We start from the raw sequence: 15,885 nt of genomic DNA, 5'->3' as shown, positions 1-15,885 counted from the left end.
AATAGCCTGTCAATCAAAAAAGGACAGCCATGCTGTCCCTTTTTATATAAATCGTCTGTGCCACACATCGGTGCGGGATAAAATTCAGGCCTAATTCGCTGTTTCAGAATAACTCATAACAGGAGCAGTTGTGCCAGGTGCTTTTTTTGCACCCCCTCTGTTGGAACGCGCTGTTCTCGAATACACCGAGATTTCCCTGTTGAACAGGAACTGAAATAATAATCTGGTATAGGAAGTATGGTATCCCAGGCTTTCATAGTGATCATCAGCAATAGCCTTTAGTTGTGGCAGCTTATTCCAGGGTACGGAAGGAAAATCATGGTGTTCATTATGAAAACCTACATTCAGGTTAACCACATTTAACCTGCCGTAATAACTTTTGGTTTCCTGGTGATCTCCGTGAGTTAAGAAATGTTCCTGAACCCATCTTGCTCCCAGCGGGTGTAAACCTACAGAGAAGAAAAAGCTTAGCGTTAAATACAATAGGGCAGTCCAGCCGAACAGTGATACGATGGCCACTGCAAAAATCACCTGAACGGCAATATTGATCACTGTCCAGGTATCAAAAAGATTGATCTCCTTTAAGCGCATTGGTCTGAGTGCCTGAAAAATAGGATAAAACAACAGCCACACTGCTTTACCTGCAGTTGAATTGTTAATGAGTTTGGCTTCCCAGCGGTTTGGCATATCAGCATCCAGTTCTTCAACACCCTGGTAAGAGTGATGTTTCATATGGTATTTTGTGAAGGATACCGCACTTGGGAATATAAGCGGCAGATTGGCAAGTATACTGCTCACTACATTTGAGGTCTTATTTTTAAATACCAGGTTGTGTGAACATTCATGGATACAGATAAATAAGGTATGGCAGGCAAAAGCACCTATGAAATAAGCTGCAAGCGCACTCCACCACCAGGCCTGGTTTTGTAACACTCCTGCCAGGGCAATCTGCAGCCCTACACAAAAAAGGATAATCAGAAAGGTATAGGGATTTCGGCCAATCAGCGCCCTGATCTCCGGATGTTCTTTGATAATCGTCTTTGTGCGCAGTTTATGCGGTTCCACTTCATCCGACCAGTTAAAGCTTGTTTTTTTCATCATAGGTAGTAGTTTTGCTAGGAAAGAGTAAGATATGGTTTTAACATGACATACGACTATTTTCAGGTGCCAAATTTAGCTTAAATTAAGTAAATGTATTGGTATTCAAATAAAACGATTAAGCTTTAGCTTTTAAAAAATTGTTTTGATTTGCCTGATCTATGCCGGTAAATTTTTAAATGGAATCTATATATTTGCATTCATCATGAAAGTAAAATACCTATTACTGCTGCTGAGCGTAGCTGGATGCTTCGCCTCTTGTTCTAAAGATAGTTTTGATGCTGATGCACAGTTCAGAACCGATACTACGGCTATCCGTAAGTTTATTACAGATAACAAAATTCCTGCACTGAAAGATAAGTCGGGCGTATTTTATCAGATTATTGCGCCGGGTAGCGGTTCAGTAACCTATACTGCCAATACTTCAATTACCGCTGAGTATGAAGGAAAATTATTGGACGGTACTGTATTTGATGCTACTAAAGCTGGTGCACCCGTTACATTTGCATTGGGTGGCGTAATAACAGGATGGCAGATTGGAATACCATATATCCAGAGTGGGGGGAAGATCCGCATGATTATCCCATCAGGATACGCTTATGGAAATACCAATACCGGGGCAATCGCTGCAAATTCTATACTTGATTTCACAGTTTCGCTTTCAGCAGTTAAATAGATACAGTTTTCATCGGGGTTTGAAGATAGAGGTATATCTTTCTTCAAACCAAAGGATGGCTTCGTTTTTCTCCTGTGCGCGGTAGGCCAGTACAACCTCTGTGCTGATTGACAGGTGTGAAAGATCTATATACCTGATTTTTAAATCCGGAAACTGTTCTTTAATTGCCGATGGCAGGATAGAAACTCCCGCCCCATGCTGCACCATTCTCAGTATGGAATGCACGTTATTCGCTTCATGCGTAATTTCGGGTGAAAAGCCCATGCGCTGGCATATCTCAATTAATTTCTGGTAGTATACCGGGGCATAATCCCTGTTAAAAAAAATAAAAGGCTGCTGTGCCAGGTAGGTACTCCAGTCGCTGTTGTTTTTCAGTTCAGGAGCATCATAGGGAAGGGCTATAAGGAAAGGATCCTGAAAAAGTGAAACAACTGTTAGCTTTTCTGAATTGACAGGTGCCCGCATAATACCAATATCAAGCTTGCCTTCTTCAAGCGCTTTTACCTGTTTTACAGTAGGAATCTCGAACAGCTTTACAGTCAATAGTGGAAAAATACCGCGCATCTCTTTCAGTGTATCCATCAGTTGCTGATGATAAGTGGAACTGATATAACCTATCTTCAGCTCCCCGCTCATATTGTCATGCAGCTGCTTCACTACATTTTTGGTTTCTGCAAGCTGTGAGAAAATGCTCTCTACCTGTTTCCTGAGATATATCCCGGCCGGAGTGAGGGAAACTTTCTTATTGTTGCGCTCAAAAAGTCTTGCACCAAGTTCCTCTTCCAGTTCCCTGATTTGTCTGCTTAAGGGAGGCTGCGATATAAACAGTTTTAATGCCGCTTTTCTGAAATGCAGTTCTTCGGCAACAGTCTTAAAATAGAGGAGATGTCTGAGTTCCATGATACTTTGCTGATATCAATAATTGACAAAATTGATATTTTTCAAATATCATTAATATCTCTAAGTTTATAAAATATTCAAAGGGAAATTGAATAAATGTTGCTCAATAAATAATAATAAAATGGAACAGAACAACTTAAAGCCTAAATCTTCTGTAGAAGAGATACAAAAAAGATTTGACCAGGACGTAGAGCGTTTTTCAAACCTCGATACCGGACAGCAAACGACAATTGATGCTCCGCTCACGCTTGAACTCACTACAAGTGCAGCTGCCACAGTAACACCTGCAGCGGTAACTATGCTGGATATCGGCTGTGGAGCGGGGAATTATACGCTTAAAATGCTGGAAAAGATTCCCGGACTGGACTGCACCCTGATTGATCTGAGCATGCCCATGTTACAAAGGGCGCATGAACGTGTATCAGCCGTAACTACAGGGAATGTAGAAATTTTACAGGCAGATATTTTAGTGGCCGACTTACCGGAAAACCATTATGACATTGTGCTTGCAGCTGCTGTTTTGCATCATTTGAGAGCAGATAGCGACTGGGAAAGCGTCTTTAATAAGATTTACCGCTCACTGAAGCCGGGAGGCAGCTTCTGGATTTCTGATCTGATCAGTCATCAGCCCGGGGAGCTGAACCAGCTTTTTGAAGCAAGATATGCCAGTTACCTGGAGCAGCTTGGTGGCGCTGAATACCGCGATAAGGTGCTTGCCTATATCGATGCTGAAGATTCACCGCGTTCTGTATCCTACCAGCTGGACCTGATGAAAGCCGCCGGATTCAGATACACAGACATTTTACATAAAAATGCCTGTTTCGCTGCCTTTGGTGGAATTAAATAAGGATTTAACCTGAGCAAAATCAGGATACAAACAGTTCCCTGATTTTGCCGTAGGATAGATCTGAATAATTGTCGATATATAAGTTGCAGGGCGGAAGTTCTTCTATTGTATGGCTGCTCAGCACACCTACAACCCGCATACCTGCGTTTAAGGCTGCTGATACGCCCGAAAAGGAATCTTCAAATACCAGGCATTGTTCAGGAATTACTCCCAGATTAGCTGCAGACTTAAGGTAAACCTCAGGGTCTGGTTTGTGTTTTTTTACATCTTCGCTTGCCAGGATAGATCCGAAATGGGTACGGATGGGCACTTTGCCCAGTATCAGATCCAGGTTTGCACGCGGTGCAGAAGTCGCAACTCCAAGCTTAACGTCATTGCTTTTCAAATCCGTCATAAAGTTCACAATTCCGGCAATCGGTTCAATATGTGGTTCATAGATCTTGCGGAACAGTCCTTCTTTTTCTTCTTCCATCTGCAGGAACTCTTCTCCGGTTACTGGTCTTTTAAGAAAATGGCTGAGAATATAACTGTTACTCTTGCCAAACATATGTTCGGCAAACTCTTCGTTAGTTGGGGAGAGGTTTCTGGCAGAAAAAAATTCGCGGAAGGCAAGGGAATGATAAGGGTTGGTGTGGCAGATGACCCCATCCATATCAAAAATTACTGCAATTTCATTGTTCATGCCGCAATTTAGTATGTTTTGCCAAGGTCTTTATCAAAGTATTCACATTTAATCTATCCTTAACGACGCGAATATTTCTCTTTTTATCGTTGTATAATAAACCAGATATATGAGAAAACTTTTATCGGTTATCCTGACTATCATTGTGTTGGCCTTGCATTCAGCCACCTTTCTGGCCCTGCACGGAATGGAGTGGGGTGTAATCAGTGGGGGCGGGCATGTGATTGTGTACGGCATCGACTCCCTGATCGGATGGGAGGCCGGAGAAAACCAGATCTTTGTCCCTAAGAATACTTATACCGGTACTGCAGGCCTGTTCAGTATCATTAACCGGTTTGGCCCGAATGCCATTGCCACACTTGCACATCCCAAAACCAGGGATTACAATAACATTTCTGCCCTTTATGATCCGGCCGCTGATAGCGCCATTGTCGGCTCTGCTCTGGCAAGCGGATCAGCATTTTCCACTAATCTCAGTTATAACCCCGGGAAGTGGAACAGCACCAAAGGCAATGCTACCAGTAGTTCAGGAACATTGACTTTTAGTCATGATGCACTTGCCAATCCTGCCACGGGTTTTTATTATGGCGATATCACCGAAGCTGATGGCAGCCGTATTATTACTTCTCCGATCTGGTATACCAGGGCCATGTAAAACAGTGATTCACCGGTATTGGTGATTTCACAGTCTATATTTTTTGCCAAAATTTGCAGAATGTTTTCAAAAACGTCTGAAATATATGATGTGATCATCATCGGTGCCGGCCAGGCTGGTCTTTCTGCCGGGTACTTTCTGAACAAACATGGGCTCAGTTATGTGATCTTTGAGCGGGGCAGCATTGGTGAGTCCTGGCTGAACCAGCGCTGGGATTCCCTCAGACTGGATACCCCCGCATGGATGAACTGTTTGCCTGGCGATCTGCCTGAGGTTGGAAAAAGAGATCAGTTTATACCTTCACAGGATTTTCATGCAGGGCTGACAAAATATGTGGAAAATAACCGTATTCCCGTTAAGGAACACTACCGCGTGACTGCTCTGGACAAAGACGACAGCACAGGCTTCTTCAATGTGGAAACCGATCACAACGGAGAAATGGAGATCTGGCTTGCCAAAAAGGTAATTGTTGCCTCCGGCATGCTGAATGAGCCTAAAACACCGTCAATCAGCAAAACGCTGCCGGCAAATATCACACAGCTTCATTCTTTCCATTACAAGAATCCTGACCAGCTGCCTGCAGGAAATGTTCTGATCGTTGGGAGTGCAAAATCCGGTGCCCAGATTGCCGAAGAAATAGCTGCCACCGCACATAAAGTTTATCTTGCAACCAGTAAAGTCGGACGTTTACCGCGCCGGTACAGAGGGGCAGACATCACTGATTGGTTTGTAAGGTCAGGGAATTTCGAACTGAGAACTGATGAACTGGCGGATCCCTCAATAGCCCTCAATGATGTTCCATTTCTAGTCTCGGGCGATGGTCCGCTGGGACATACTTTAAGTTTACAGGGCCTTTACAGGGATGGGGTAACGCTCCTGGGAAGTCTGCTGCGCTGGGAAGAAGGGAAACTCTATTTTGACGACAGTACGAAAGCAAACATCCAATTTGGAGATCAGATATCTGCGAAGATAAAGCAAAGAGTAGATGAATATATTCAAAAGAATGGTATTGCGGCTTCTCCTGCAGATGTTGACGATGCCGATCTGCCAGATCCGGAGGGATTAAGTGTCACTACGGATACGCAGCTGGATATCGCCGAACATGGAATTACTACAGTGATTTGGGCTACAGGTTTACGCGGAAATTTCGGCTGGCTAAAACTTCCGGTATTTGATCAGCAGAGTAAACTTGTTCACGAGGAGGGAGTTTCTCCGATCAGGGGTTTATTCTTTCTGGGATTTCCCTGGCTCCGCACACGCAAATCCGGCACGATATATGGGTTGCAGGACGATGCTGCCTATATCACAGATCAGCTGGCCGCACAGTTATCCATTGATTAACTGTGTTGTACCTGCCTTCAATGCATATTTTGTAAAAAGATGAAGGCAGATTTTTAACGGATAGAGTTGCGTGTTCAGTTCCGGCAGGGATTTCTGCAAGCAGCTGATAGTAGTCTGCTTTGCCTTCTTTGATATTATTCTCCCTGCATACCCAGATTTTTACCTTATCAGCTTTATCCAGCGCTTTCCAGCAGATATCCAGGCTGCCCTGAATGTAATTCACAACTGGCTGGGCTACCGAAACGGGGCCTGTTAATGAAATCCCATCAATTTCCCTTTTTTGCGCTACAGGGATATCAATGTGCATATATGCTGCGATGCTTGGCATAATATCTACGATGCCGGGAAAGTAGTATTGCTGATAAGTATTCAGCTTAGCTGCATTGGTCACTATCCAGGTTGAACGCTGTCTTTCAGATTGTCCGCCATGGTTACGGCCGGTTTTTTCATCCCTTCCATGATCTGAGGTGATAAAGATCAGCCATTCCTCGTTAAAATTCTGTTCCCTGTACTGTATTGCATTCCAGATCCTGCCCACCTGCTGGTCCATCAATTCTACTGCATGGGTATACTGGGGACTGTCGCCATACATGTGTCCCATATCGTCTGTATATTCCAGGTATACCCATGAAAGATCAGGAGCTTTTGTTTTGATGCGTGAAACAGCCTCATCTATAACTTTTTCATCGATGCGGTGCATAAAATCACGCATTTTATCATGTTTGAAGTTTAGGGTATCCAGTTCATATCCATCTGCATGCTCGTCGACATGCAGCTGATTGGTAGCTGCCAGGCCATCACCTGCTAATTTTGTACGGTTATCCTGCCAGCTGGAAAAGATTGCAATTTTTTTATCAGTATACTGATCTTTAAATAACCTGAATATAGTTGGGTAGTTATAATTGGGCGCTTTGATATCATTGTCCCACACATTGTGTTTATTCACCCATGTACCTGTCAGTAAACTATTGTAACCGACAGCCGAAATAGTGGGAGTCTGTGAGTACGTATCTTTACCACCGCCAACATGCGCCCTCATGTATTTGCCTTTTTTGGCGATCAGGTTGAGGTTTGGTGTAGCAGTTCGCTCTATAACATCAGCAGATATTCCGTCGGCAATAATAAACAGGGTTTTCTGTACTTTCTTTTGCGCATGGCTGGATACGCTCAGAGATAATAAAAGGATAAACAGAGAACTGAACTTTATAGACTGTGTCATTTCTTAAGGAAATTATTTGAAACGAATTTAAGTGAAGAAAAAGAGGTGCAGGTTAAACTACTGTTATTTTTTAAAACAACATCAGCTACCGGTTGTTTACCAGAAAATTAGACACTTAAAAGTAATCGCTATGAAAAAGCTATTTGCAATGCTGCTACTTGCAGCCTTTTCTCTCAGCACATTTGCAGGGGTATCTCCTCAGCAAGACACTACTAAAAAAGTTCAAAAACACAAGATGAAGCCGAAATCCAAAATGAAAAAGAGCACCAGAACAGATACAATGCGGACTGACACGCTGAGAAAAACGAAGCCTTAATCTCTTCAAAATTAACGAAGCCCGGTTTGAACATTCAAACCGGGCTTTTTATTGTATTTCGTTGATAGGATTATTGTTACTGTTGCTGCTGGATCTGCTGCATCAGTTCGAGGTTCCGGCGGTAACTATTGCTTTGTCCAACCGGGATTTCAGGTTCAGGATCCAGAAGTTCCTCAACGGGATCAAGTGTTTCAGTCACTCCGTCATCATAACTCACAATCACCTGAACGGTCAACTTATGACTCGAAGGACCTTTGTAAACGCCTTTCACCGGTGAGCAGTCGGTAAAACTTCTGCCATAGGCAAGAATTACATAAGTTTCACTGGCAATACAGTTGTTGGTAGGATCAAGCCCAAGCCATCCGTAGGAAGGAATATAAGCTTCAACCCAGGCATGCGTAGCACCCTCTCCGCGCATACCATCCTTATTGGGGCAAATATATCCACTCACATATTTTGCAGGGATATTTACCATGCGCAGCATCTGTGAAAGGATGTGGGCGAAATCCTGGCATACACCGGCTTTCAACTGCCAGATCTCATCGAGTTTAGTCTGTACAGTAGTTACCCCCTGTATATAATTGAACTTTTCGTAAACAAAGGTGCAGTAGTTAAGGGCTGTCTGGTAAGGGGTGCCTATTTCCGGTATGCTATCACTGATCATTGACCTTAGTTCCGGTAAACCGTCAAAAGCTTCCCATTTAAGATAGTCTATGTAGGGCACCTGGTACCGCAGGCGCTGGATTTCATCCCATTCCATAGCACCAAACATAGTTTCCGCAGGAGGTTCCTTAGCTGTAGTTGTAACAGTCAGTTCAGAATAGATCTCCAGTTCCCTGTGGCGTTCACTATAAGTGAAAAAGCCAACTTTGTTCCCGTAATAATCAACAAATGTATCTACCCGGGGTTTTCCTGAAATTTTAAGGTCATGTTTCAGTACTTTCTGGTGCTCATCTTCTTTGGGATATAAAATGATATGGTTCACACTGTCCTTTACCAGGGATTCATAAGTGTATTTAGTGATATGTTTGATATTAAATTCCGGCATCTTTACAAATTTTAAGACAGTGAAAAACAAGTTTGGTTGAATGCATTTCCTATACCATAGAGCTCAGATTTGATCTCGGCCAGGAACAAGTGCAGGTCGTCCTGCTTCAGTCCTTTGAGCGCGCTGTACTTTACCTTACTTTGCAGTCTCCCTATCAGAAAACCCAGGTCACCCGGATTGATATGCCCGTCAACCTTTAAACGGTCAAAGTATTTGTTCAGCTGGTTCATTGAATAAATTACCGATCGCGGGAATTCATTGTTCAGGACCACCTGCGCCAGTACGTTCTCTGCTTCAATGCCCTGACGGTAAGTTTTTAAATACAATTCGTAACCGCCTATAGACAGCAACAGGTGTTTCCAGTAACTCGTATTGGTAAGGAGATCGGGATTATGATCTACCGATCCAAACTTGATATCCAAAACATCGACCGACTGTATACTGCGTTCAAGGTATTTGCCGATGCGCATAAAACTGCTGCATTCATTTCTGGGCATAGTTACCTCAGTAGTTCCATAAAACAGAGTACCCTGTTTGATCAGGATATCCAGTACCGAAATCGGATCATCCTTTTTCAGCATCAGCTTCAGCTTCGGATCTTTTACGGTATGGTAATATTCGTTTAAGCACTGCCATACATCCTTGGTAATGTGGTCTTGCACACTGCGGGCATTTTCCCTTACCTGTGTGATAATATTGATAATGGAATTTGGATTGTTCCTGTCCGTTACCATAAACTGCAAGACAGCGCGGCTGTTGAACTCAATTCCTTCAGCACCTTCAGGTTCCGGGCCACAAAATATGCGGATCACCGGGCTCCATGAAAATTCTGACACTGCATCCTGCGATGCAGCATAATTTATTTTAAGCATGCGCAACATACCATCCGTTCTCTCTACATAACGGCTCATCCAATATAAACTCTCTGCAACCCTGCTTAACATATTAATATGATCATTTAATTTATGAAAGTACCCATGTATCTTTACTGCCGCCGCCCTGCGAGCTGTTCACTACCAGTGAGCCTTCTTTTAAAGCTACACGTGTCAATCCGCCGGGAACAATGGTTATTCCACTGGGGCCGCATACGGCAAAAGGCCTGAAATCTACCCGCCGTGGCTGCATTACCCCATTCATATAACAAGGTGCAGAGGACAGGCTGATTGTTGGCTGGGCAATAAACTGCCGCGGATCTTTCATGATCTCGATCTTATACGCCTCAATTTCCTCAGGCGTAGCTGCATGCCCCATCAGCATGCCATAGCCGCCACTGCCGTTTGTTTGTTTTACGACCATGTTGTTGATATTCTCAAAAACGTGTGCCCGCTCATCTTTATTACCCAGCTGGTAGGTCGGTACGTTTTTCAGCAGGGGCTCCTCATTCAGGTAGTACCTGATCATGTCCGGTACATAGACATAAACAGCTTTATCATCGGCTACGCCATTACCAACTGCATTTACGATAGTGACATTGCCCCTGCGGTATGCATTCATCAGTCCGGCGACACCAAGCATACTGTTAGCATTGAAAACCAATGGATCCAGGTACTCATCATCTACCCGGCGGTAAATTACGTCCACTTGCTGCAGGCCTGCTGTTGTTTTCATATATACTTTATGATCTTCAACGATAAGGTCAGGTCCTTCAACCAGTTCAATTCCCATTAAGCGGGCGAGGGTAGTATGCTCAAAATAAGCTGAGTTGAAGCTACCTGGACTTAGTAATACAATCGTGGGATTATCAATCTGACGGGGCGACAGTTCCCTCAGGTTATTGTATAATACATTCGGATATTCTGTTACGCTCCTGACCTTGCACTGCGGTAGCAAATCGGGAAACAGTCTTTTCGTAATCTCGCGGTTCTCCAGCATGTAACTCACTCCCGAAGGTGTACGCACGTTGTCTTCCAGGATATAGTAGGTACCATCGTTATCCCTGATCAGGTCAATACCTGCGATATGGATATAGATATCATGAGGCACCTTTACATTACACATTTCCCTGAGAAAGTGGGGACATGAATAGATGATCTCGATGGGTACGATACCATCTTTGATAATAAACTGATCACTGTAAACATCTTTCAGGAACAGGTTTAAAGCTGTTACCCTTTGTTTAATGCCTTTTTCGATATATTCCCATTCATCAGAATTGATGATCCTCGGGATAATATCAAAGGGGAAGATCTTTTCGATGCCTTCTCCGCTGTTGTATACAGTGAACGTGATACCCTGGCTCATGAAGAGTACCTTGGAAAGCTCTTCTTTTTTATTCAGCTCTTCTGTAGATTCCAGTTCCAGGTAATCCATGACCACTTTGTATTCAGTCCTGACCTGTTTCAACTGATCAAACATTTCATCCCAGGTATTGCTGGGCATATTATACAATTCTGTATGCGTATTTTTAGTCATTTTAGCCGGATAATATAAATGCCTGGTAAATTATTTGAAATCTGTGTAGGGGTATTCAGTTTTATTTTGTTAAAATATGAATATTTGCCTGTTAAAAACAAGTTTATTATTCACATAACAACTCAAAATATTATTTATACTAATAAAATGATTTTTTTTTCGGAGTGATCGATATATTTAGCGCTATATTTAAAATGAAAGGTATATTATGACGTATTGTTTGGGAATAAAAGTTAAGGACGGATTAGTGGCAATTGCAGATACAAGGGTTACTTCAGGTACAGATACCACAGAAAAAAAGAAAATATATTTATATCAGAAAGACAAGTACTCACTCTTTATTATGACCAGCGGACTCCGCTCTGTGAGGGATAAGGCCGTATTGTATTTTAAGGAACGGATTGATGAGGGTATAGAGCATAATAAGCTTTACAAGGCGGTAAATGATTTCGGTGAGCAGGTGAAAAGGGTGGCAAGGGAAGACAAAGAGTCGCTGGAAGCGTCGGGCTTTAAATTTAACCTGAATACTATCATCGGCGGGCAGCTAAAGGACGATGAAGAACATAAACTATTTTTATTGTATCCTGAAGGGAACTGGGTAGAGCTGGGGCAGGGAGCACCATTTGTGATCGTAGGAAATTCGGGGCATGGCAAAGCGATACTGAACAGAACACTGACCAATGAATCGAGTATGCACCTCGCATTGAAAAGTGGCTTTCTTTCTTTTGATTCTACGCGTGTAAGCGCAAATGATGTTGACTTTCCCATCGATGTGGTCCTTTATCAGAACAACAGTTTTGAAATGATCGAACAAAGGTATACAAAAAAAGATCTTGAAAATATTTCAGAGCAATGGGCAGAAGAGCTGAAAACAGCGCTTACCAAAATTCCTGATGGATGGATGGACACAGCTTTCAGTAAAATGCACGTATCTAATGAAAACGAAATATGAAATTTGAGGTATCGGCAACCGTCGCCTACAAAGCTTTATCAGCTTCAACGCTGATCTTAAATATACAACCTTTCAGATCGGGAAACCAGGTGGTGCTGGAGGAAAGTTTTGAAACCAGTCCCTCACTGAAGATGAAAGAACTGAATTCCATTTCGGGGGAGAAGAGGTTCAAGATCATCGAAATACCAGAAACCGGGGATATCAATATAAGTTATAAGGCTACAGTGGAAAATCAGTTCAGGATCATTCCCGCTGAACAGCTTGACGATGTGCCAATCAGTTTAATGCCGGCATCTGCACTGAATTACCTCAATCCAAGCCGGTATTGCCAGTCGGACAGGTTATACAGATTTGCTTATCATCAGTTTGGGAGTAACCAGCACGCTTATCAAAAAGTAATGGCCATCCGCGACTGGATATATACCAATGTACAATATGGAGGATTTACCACAGCACAAACATCAGCATATGATACTATTACTGAACAGATAGGGGTATGCCGTGATTTTGCACATTTAGGCGTTGCACTTTGCAGGGCGCTGACCATCCCTGCGAGATATTTTACCGGATATGCTTACAACCTGACTCCGCCGGATTTTCATGCCTGCTTTGAAGCCTATCTTGGGGGCAATTGGGTGGTTATAGATGCTACAAAACTGGCTCCTCTGAATGGTCTTGTGAAAATAGCCACGGGTGTGGATGCCGTTGATACGGCATTTGCCAGTATATTTGGAAACCTCCAATTTTTGAATATGAATGTCAATACCGTTTCATTAAATGCTGAGTTTGAGAAACTCGACTTTGATTCGGCTTTGCAGGGATACTCTTATATTTAGTCAGGCTTCACGTCTGCCCCTTGGATGATCTTTTTCTTGAATGCCAAGATCTTTGAGACATCTGTCATATCCATCTTCGAAACCCTGCTTGAGTAATCTGCTATGCTCATCCGAATTAAGCTCACGCACCTTATTAAAATAATCTGAAGATATAGCATGCATCGGTATCATACGCACCTTAACAAGGTGCCTGTTTCTAAGTATTTTCATAGCTATAGGATCTGGTATAAATGTAATACGTAAAATTGATGTTCTTAGTTTGACGTTTTTTCTATTTTCTTAAATTAATTTAAAAGCTCACAATTATTTTTATTTGCGATAATGAATTTATAAAATATTATCAGGAAATACTCTTGGTTCTCGTAATTGTTTTACGGATATGTGTATTTGTCACAAAATAATAGAAGATGATATATATAATTAGAGGATCTTTGAAATTTTCGCCATAACAATGAAGGCCTGATCTTCAGGCCTTCAGTTGATTGAGCTGCATAAACAAACTCATTATTTTGCTTCCGAAATTATTGATGCGTCCCGGTGGTTTCCATATATCTGATAATACGGTAAAAGGTTTCGTTTACCGGGGTTGCAATCTTGTGTGTTTTACCCATTTCCATGACTGCGCCGGCAAATATTTCTACTTCGGTCTTCCGGTTTGCTTCGATATCCTGCAGCATGGAAGTTTTCCCATCCGGAGTAAGTGTTTCAATGATTTTGATGAATTCGGTGATATCGGCTTCGCTAAGCTCAACTCCATAATATTGCGAAAGCTGTAAAACTTCACGTGCTGCCATGAGCATCAGCTCTCTGGCTGGGGAAGGCTTTTGAAATTCGCCATATGGCGCTTTCAATATCGTAGAAGCCTGATTGATTCCAACATTCATCATAAACTTTGTCCACAATGCCCGTTCGATGTTTTCCGGCGTTAGAAAAGGAATCTTCGCCCGTTCAAAAAGATCCTTCAGCGCAAGTACCTTTACCGTACTGTTACCATTGCCTTTGTCACCAAATACAATCCTGCCCATATTTGAATACCGGAACACCATACCTTTACGCATAGCATCCATTCCAACAGCATAGGCGTGTAGCAGATGTTCAGTACCTACCACTGCTCCAATCAGCTCTTCGCTACCAATACCATTTAAAAGAGAAATGATGGTTGTATCCGGACCAACGAAAGACCTTATATCCTGTATGGCCTGGCTCAGCGCGTGAAATTTCACGGTCACAATGATTAGGTCGGCATAAGGTACAGGATCTCCCGGGGAAATATACTGGAAGCTACGCTGCTCAGCGTTAACGGTAAACCTGGATCTCCGGTATTTCTCCATCCGCTGTGGATCTGCGATAATCTTCACGCTATCCTGATCAAGGTCCTGAAGCTTTGAAGCGTACATTGCGCCCAACGCGCCGAGACCTACTATGTATATATTATTTAAAGCTTTGAAAGACATCCGGTAAAAGTATGAAACGCTTATTCAACAGTAATGATAAATGTATAATTTTACTACCAGGTTACTCTGCTATTTACCCCCATATAAGTACTAAATTGGGGATTTTTGCAGGTGGTTGTGATTAGCTAAACCGAATTGTTTCTTTTATTTTGAATTTTCGTACATTTAATTAGTCTGATTGCCAGATTTAAGTGTCTTTACCTTGAATCAGCCTGAATTTTATTAATTATAATATGAAAAGAAGAGAACTTGTTAAAAGTTTAGCAGCACTGCCATTGGCAGGAGGTATTATCGGCAGTGGATTATCTGCATTTGCTGCAGAGAAACCAGCAGCACCGACACGTGATTTTTTTAAGGAACTGGGCGTAACACCTGTTATTAATGCAGCTGCAACGATGACATTTTTATCAGGTTCACTAATGCTTCCGGAAGTGATGGAGGCCATCAACTCTACGAGTCACCATTTTGCAAACATGTATGAACTGCAGGACAAAGTGGGAGCGAAGATCGCTGAAATGCTTCATGTTGAAGCCGCAATGGTTACCTCTGGCGCAGCCTGTGCAATGTTACTGGGAACAGCTGCATGTATCACTGGTTTGGATGAGAAAAAAATCAAAATACTTCCAAACTTTGTTGGCGAACGCCCGGAGGTGATTATCCAGAAGTCGCACCGCTATTTATTTGACCAGGCAATTACCACTACCGGCGCAAAGTTTGTTGAAGTGGAAGGTGCGGAAGAAATGGATAAAGCTTTTAACGCAAATACAGTGATGGCTTTATTTTTCAATGCTGGTGAAGTAGGGAAAAACCCAATCAGTCATGAAAAATTTGTCGAGCTGGCAAAAAAACATAAAGTTCCTTCATTTATAGATGCAGCCGCAGATGTTCCTCCGGTAGAGAACCTGTTCCGTTTCCAGAAAATAGGTTTTGACCTGGTTACTTTTTCTGGCGGAAAAATGATGAGAGGACCTCAGAGTGCTGGTGTTTTGTTTGGCCGTAAAGATCTGATCGAAGCCGCAAGAGCAAACCATAGTCCTAACGAAGCACCTATCGGCAGACCGATGAAAGTAAATAAGGAGGAGATGTTCGGCATGTATGCTGCATTGAAATCTTATATAGAACGAGATCACAAAAAAGAATGGCAGGGATGGCTTGACCTGGCAGCACGTATGAATAAAGCATTTGAAACTGTTCCAACTGTAAAGTCTAAAACTGTAATCAGCCCGGGACCTGCAAACGCATTTCCCGGACTTGAGGTGACCTGGGACCAGTCAAAGATTAAAGTTACCGGTGAAGATGTTAAAACCGCTTTAAAGAACGGTACACCAAGTATTGTCATCAACGGTAATAAAAACGCACTGCATGTAGGTATTGTATTGCTGAAGCCTGAAGAGGTTGATATCGTAGTCAACCGCGTGAAGGAAGTGTTACTGAAGACTGTTTAAAATT

General features: G+C 42.6%; 16 protein-coding genes. 8 read left to right on the top strand and 8 right to left on the bottom strand.

The annotated features are described in order from the left end of the window. Window positions 1-90: 90 nt before the first annotated feature. Window positions 91-1,101, bottom strand: coding sequence for a fatty acid desaturase (locus tag ABWY16_RS21030; protein ID WP_353906633.1), 1,011 nt, complete (start codon window positions 1,099-1,101; stop codon window positions 91-93). A 202-nt stretch (window positions 1,102-1,303) separates the two neighbouring features. Between ABWY16_RS21030 and ABWY16_RS21025 the strand changes: the two genes are divergently transcribed. Then, complete coding sequence (locus ABWY16_RS21025; protein ID WP_353906632.1) at window positions 1,304-1,774, top strand: FKBP-type peptidyl-prolyl cis-trans isomerase; 471 nt, start codon at window positions 1,304-1,306, stop codon at window positions 1,772-1,774. A 9-nt stretch (window positions 1,775-1,783) separates the two neighbouring features. On the opposite strand, the gene ABWY16_RS21020 is transcribed toward ABWY16_RS21025, so the two are convergent. Continuing rightward, window positions 1,784-2,674 (bottom strand): LysR family transcriptional regulator, encoded by an 891-nt coding sequence (locus ABWY16_RS21020; protein ID WP_353906631.1) that lies wholly within the window; start codon window positions 2,672-2,674, stop codon window positions 1,784-1,786. 121 nt (window positions 2,675-2,795) lie between these two features. Between ABWY16_RS21020 and ABWY16_RS21015 the strand changes: the two genes are divergently transcribed. Next, entirely contained in the window at window positions 2,796-3,521 is a 726-nt protein-coding gene (locus tag ABWY16_RS21015; RefSeq protein ID WP_353906630.1) for a class I SAM-dependent methyltransferase, read from the top strand. A gap of 19 nt (window positions 3,522-3,540) precedes the next feature. On the opposite strand, the gene ABWY16_RS21010 is transcribed toward ABWY16_RS21015, so the two are convergent. Beyond that, on the bottom strand, window positions 3,541-4,203 hold the full coding sequence (locus ABWY16_RS21010) for an HAD family hydrolase (protein WP_353906629.1): 663 nt from the start codon (window positions 4,201-4,203) through the stop codon (window positions 3,541-3,543). Between the two features lie 109 nt (window positions 4,204-4,312). Between ABWY16_RS21010 and ABWY16_RS21005 the strand changes: the two genes are divergently transcribed. Both ABWY16_RS21005 and ABWY16_RS21000 read left to right on the top strand, forming a co-directional pair. Further along, the gene (locus ABWY16_RS21005; protein WP_353906628.1) at window positions 4,313-4,858 is read left to right on the top strand and encodes a hypothetical protein; all 546 of its coding nucleotides are present in this window, start codon (window positions 4,313-4,315) and stop codon (window positions 4,856-4,858) included. A 60-nt stretch (window positions 4,859-4,918) separates the two neighbouring features. Continuing rightward, entirely contained in the window at window positions 4,919-6,199 is a 1,281-nt protein-coding gene (locus ABWY16_RS21000) for a flavin-containing monooxygenase (protein ID WP_353906627.1), read from the top strand. On the opposite strand, the gene ABWY16_RS20995 is transcribed toward ABWY16_RS21000, so the two are convergent. Next, window positions 6,162-7,418, bottom strand: a complete 1,257-nt coding sequence (locus ABWY16_RS20995) for an alkaline phosphatase family protein (protein ID WP_353906626.1) — start codon at window positions 7,416-7,418, stop codon at window positions 6,162-6,164. The genes ABWY16_RS21000 and ABWY16_RS20995 overlap by 38 nt on opposite strands. Before the next feature lie 130 nt (window positions 7,419-7,548). Here ABWY16_RS20995 and ABWY16_RS20990 point away from each other — a divergent pair, with 130 nt between their 5' ends. After that, window positions 7,549-7,734, top strand: coding sequence for a hypothetical protein (locus ABWY16_RS20990; protein ID WP_353906625.1), 186 nt, complete (start codon window positions 7,549-7,551; stop codon window positions 7,732-7,734). A gap of 76 nt (window positions 7,735-7,810) precedes the next feature. Here ABWY16_RS20990 and ABWY16_RS20985 read toward each other — a convergent pair whose 3' ends face one another. The 3 genes from ABWY16_RS20985 to ABWY16_RS20975 are packed head-to-tail and all read right to left on the bottom strand — an operon-like array spanning window position 7,811 to window position 11,194. Next, window positions 7,811-8,782 (bottom strand): transglutaminase family protein, encoded by a 972-nt coding sequence (locus ABWY16_RS20985; protein ID WP_353906624.1) that lies wholly within the window; start codon window positions 8,780-8,782, stop codon window positions 7,811-7,813. An 11-nt stretch (window positions 8,783-8,793) separates the two neighbouring features. Then, on the bottom strand, window positions 8,794-9,726 hold the full coding sequence (locus tag ABWY16_RS20980) for an alpha-E domain-containing protein (RefSeq protein WP_353906623.1): 933 nt from the start codon (window positions 9,724-9,726) through the stop codon (window positions 8,794-8,796). A 19-nt stretch (window positions 9,727-9,745) separates the two neighbouring features. Next, complete coding sequence (locus ABWY16_RS20975) at window positions 9,746-11,194, bottom strand: circularly permuted type 2 ATP-grasp protein (RefSeq protein ID WP_353906622.1); 1,449 nt, start codon at window positions 11,192-11,194, stop codon at window positions 9,746-9,748. A 208-nt stretch (window positions 11,195-11,402) separates the two neighbouring features. On the opposite strand from ABWY16_RS20975, the gene ABWY16_RS20970 reads away from it, so the two are divergent. Both ABWY16_RS20970 and ABWY16_RS20965 read left to right on the top strand, forming a co-directional pair. Beyond that, window positions 11,403-12,146, top strand: a complete 744-nt coding sequence (locus ABWY16_RS20970; RefSeq protein WP_353906621.1) for a proteasome-type protease — start codon at window positions 11,403-11,405, stop codon at window positions 12,144-12,146. Continuing rightward, window positions 12,143-12,982 carry a transglutaminase-like domain-containing protein gene (locus ABWY16_RS20965; protein ID WP_353906620.1) on the top strand — a complete coding sequence of 280 codons (840 nt, stop codon included), beginning with the start codon at window positions 12,143-12,145 and terminating at the stop codon, window positions 12,980-12,982. The genes ABWY16_RS20970 and ABWY16_RS20965 overlap by 4 nt, the downstream gene beginning before the upstream one ends. 521 nt (window positions 12,983-13,503) lie before the next feature. Here ABWY16_RS20965 and ABWY16_RS20960 read toward each other — a convergent pair. Then, a complete protein-coding gene (locus ABWY16_RS20960) occupies window positions 13,504-14,436 on the bottom strand; it encodes a ketopantoate reductase family protein (RefSeq protein WP_353906619.1) in 933 nt (310 codons plus the stop codon). A gap of 233 nt (window positions 14,437-14,669) precedes the next feature. On the opposite strand from ABWY16_RS20960, the gene ABWY16_RS20955 reads away from it, so the two are divergent. Further along, window positions 14,670-15,881, top strand: a complete 1,212-nt coding sequence (locus tag ABWY16_RS20955; protein ID WP_353906618.1) for an aminotransferase class V-fold PLP-dependent enzyme — start codon at window positions 14,670-14,672, stop codon at window positions 15,879-15,881. The last annotated feature ends 4 nt before the right edge of the window (window positions 15,882-15,885 follow it).

Origin of the sequence: Pedobacter sp., assembly GCF_040513095.1 — a bacterium.
GTDB lineage: Bacteria > Bacteroidota > Bacteroidia > Sphingobacteriales > Sphingobacteriaceae > Pedobacter.
Note: the sequence above shows the minus strand (reverse complement) of the source record. Positions and strands in the feature narration are given on the sequence as shown.

Excerpts from the sequence above, each read along its gene's own strand:
- ABWY16_RS20970 (WP_353906621.1), top strand. The coding sequence starts at position 11,403 with ATGACGTATTGTTTGGGAATAAAAGTTAAGGACGGATTAGTGGCAATT.
- ABWY16_RS21010 (WP_353906629.1), bottom strand. The coding sequence starts at position 4,203 with ATGAACAATGAAATTGCAGTAATTTTTGATATGGATGGGGTCATCTGC.
- ABWY16_RS20985 (WP_353906624.1), bottom strand. The coding sequence starts at position 8,782 with ATGCCGGAATTTAATATCAAACATATCACTAAATACACTTATGAATCC.
- ABWY16_RS20960 (WP_353906619.1), bottom strand. The coding sequence starts at position 14,436 with ATGTCTTTCAAAGCTTTAAATAATATATACATAGTAGGTCTCGGCGCG.
- ABWY16_RS21005 (WP_353906628.1), top strand. The coding sequence starts at position 4,313 with ATGAGAAAACTTTTATCGGTTATCCTGACTATCATTGTGTTGGCCTTG.
- ABWY16_RS20995 (WP_353906626.1), bottom strand. The coding sequence starts at position 7,418 with ATGACACAGTCTATAAAGTTCAGTTCTCTGTTTATCCTTTTATTATCT.
- ABWY16_RS20965 (WP_353906620.1), top strand. The coding sequence starts at position 12,143 with ATGAAATTTGAGGTATCGGCAACCGTCGCCTACAAAGCTTTATCAGCT.
- ABWY16_RS21030 (WP_353906633.1), bottom strand. The coding sequence starts at position 1,101 with ATGATGAAAAAAACAAGCTTTAACTGGTCGGATGAAGTGGAACCGCAT.
- ABWY16_RS20980 (WP_353906623.1), bottom strand. The coding sequence starts at position 9,726 with ATGTTAAGCAGGGTTGCAGAGAGTTTATATTGGATGAGCCGTTATGTA.
- ABWY16_RS20955 (WP_353906618.1), top strand. The coding sequence starts at position 14,670 with ATGAAAAGAAGAGAACTTGTTAAAAGTTTAGCAGCACTGCCATTGGCA.
- ABWY16_RS21015 (WP_353906630.1), top strand. The coding sequence starts at position 2,796 with ATGGAACAGAACAACTTAAAGCCTAAATCTTCTGTAGAAGAGATACAA.
- ABWY16_RS20975 (WP_353906622.1), bottom strand. The coding sequence starts at position 11,194 with ATGACTAAAAATACGCATACAGAATTGTATAATATGCCCAGCAATACC.
- ABWY16_RS20990 (WP_353906625.1), top strand. The coding sequence starts at position 7,549 with ATGAAAAAGCTATTTGCAATGCTGCTACTTGCAGCCTTTTCTCTCAGC.
- ABWY16_RS21025 (WP_353906632.1), top strand. The coding sequence starts at position 1,304 with ATGAAAGTAAAATACCTATTACTGCTGCTGAGCGTAGCTGGATGCTTC.
- ABWY16_RS21020 (WP_353906631.1), bottom strand. The coding sequence starts at position 2,674 with ATGGAACTCAGACATCTCCTCTATTTTAAGACTGTTGCCGAAGAACTG.
- ABWY16_RS21000 (WP_353906627.1), top strand. The coding sequence starts at position 4,919 with ATGTTTTCAAAAACGTCTGAAATATATGATGTGATCATCATCGGTGCC.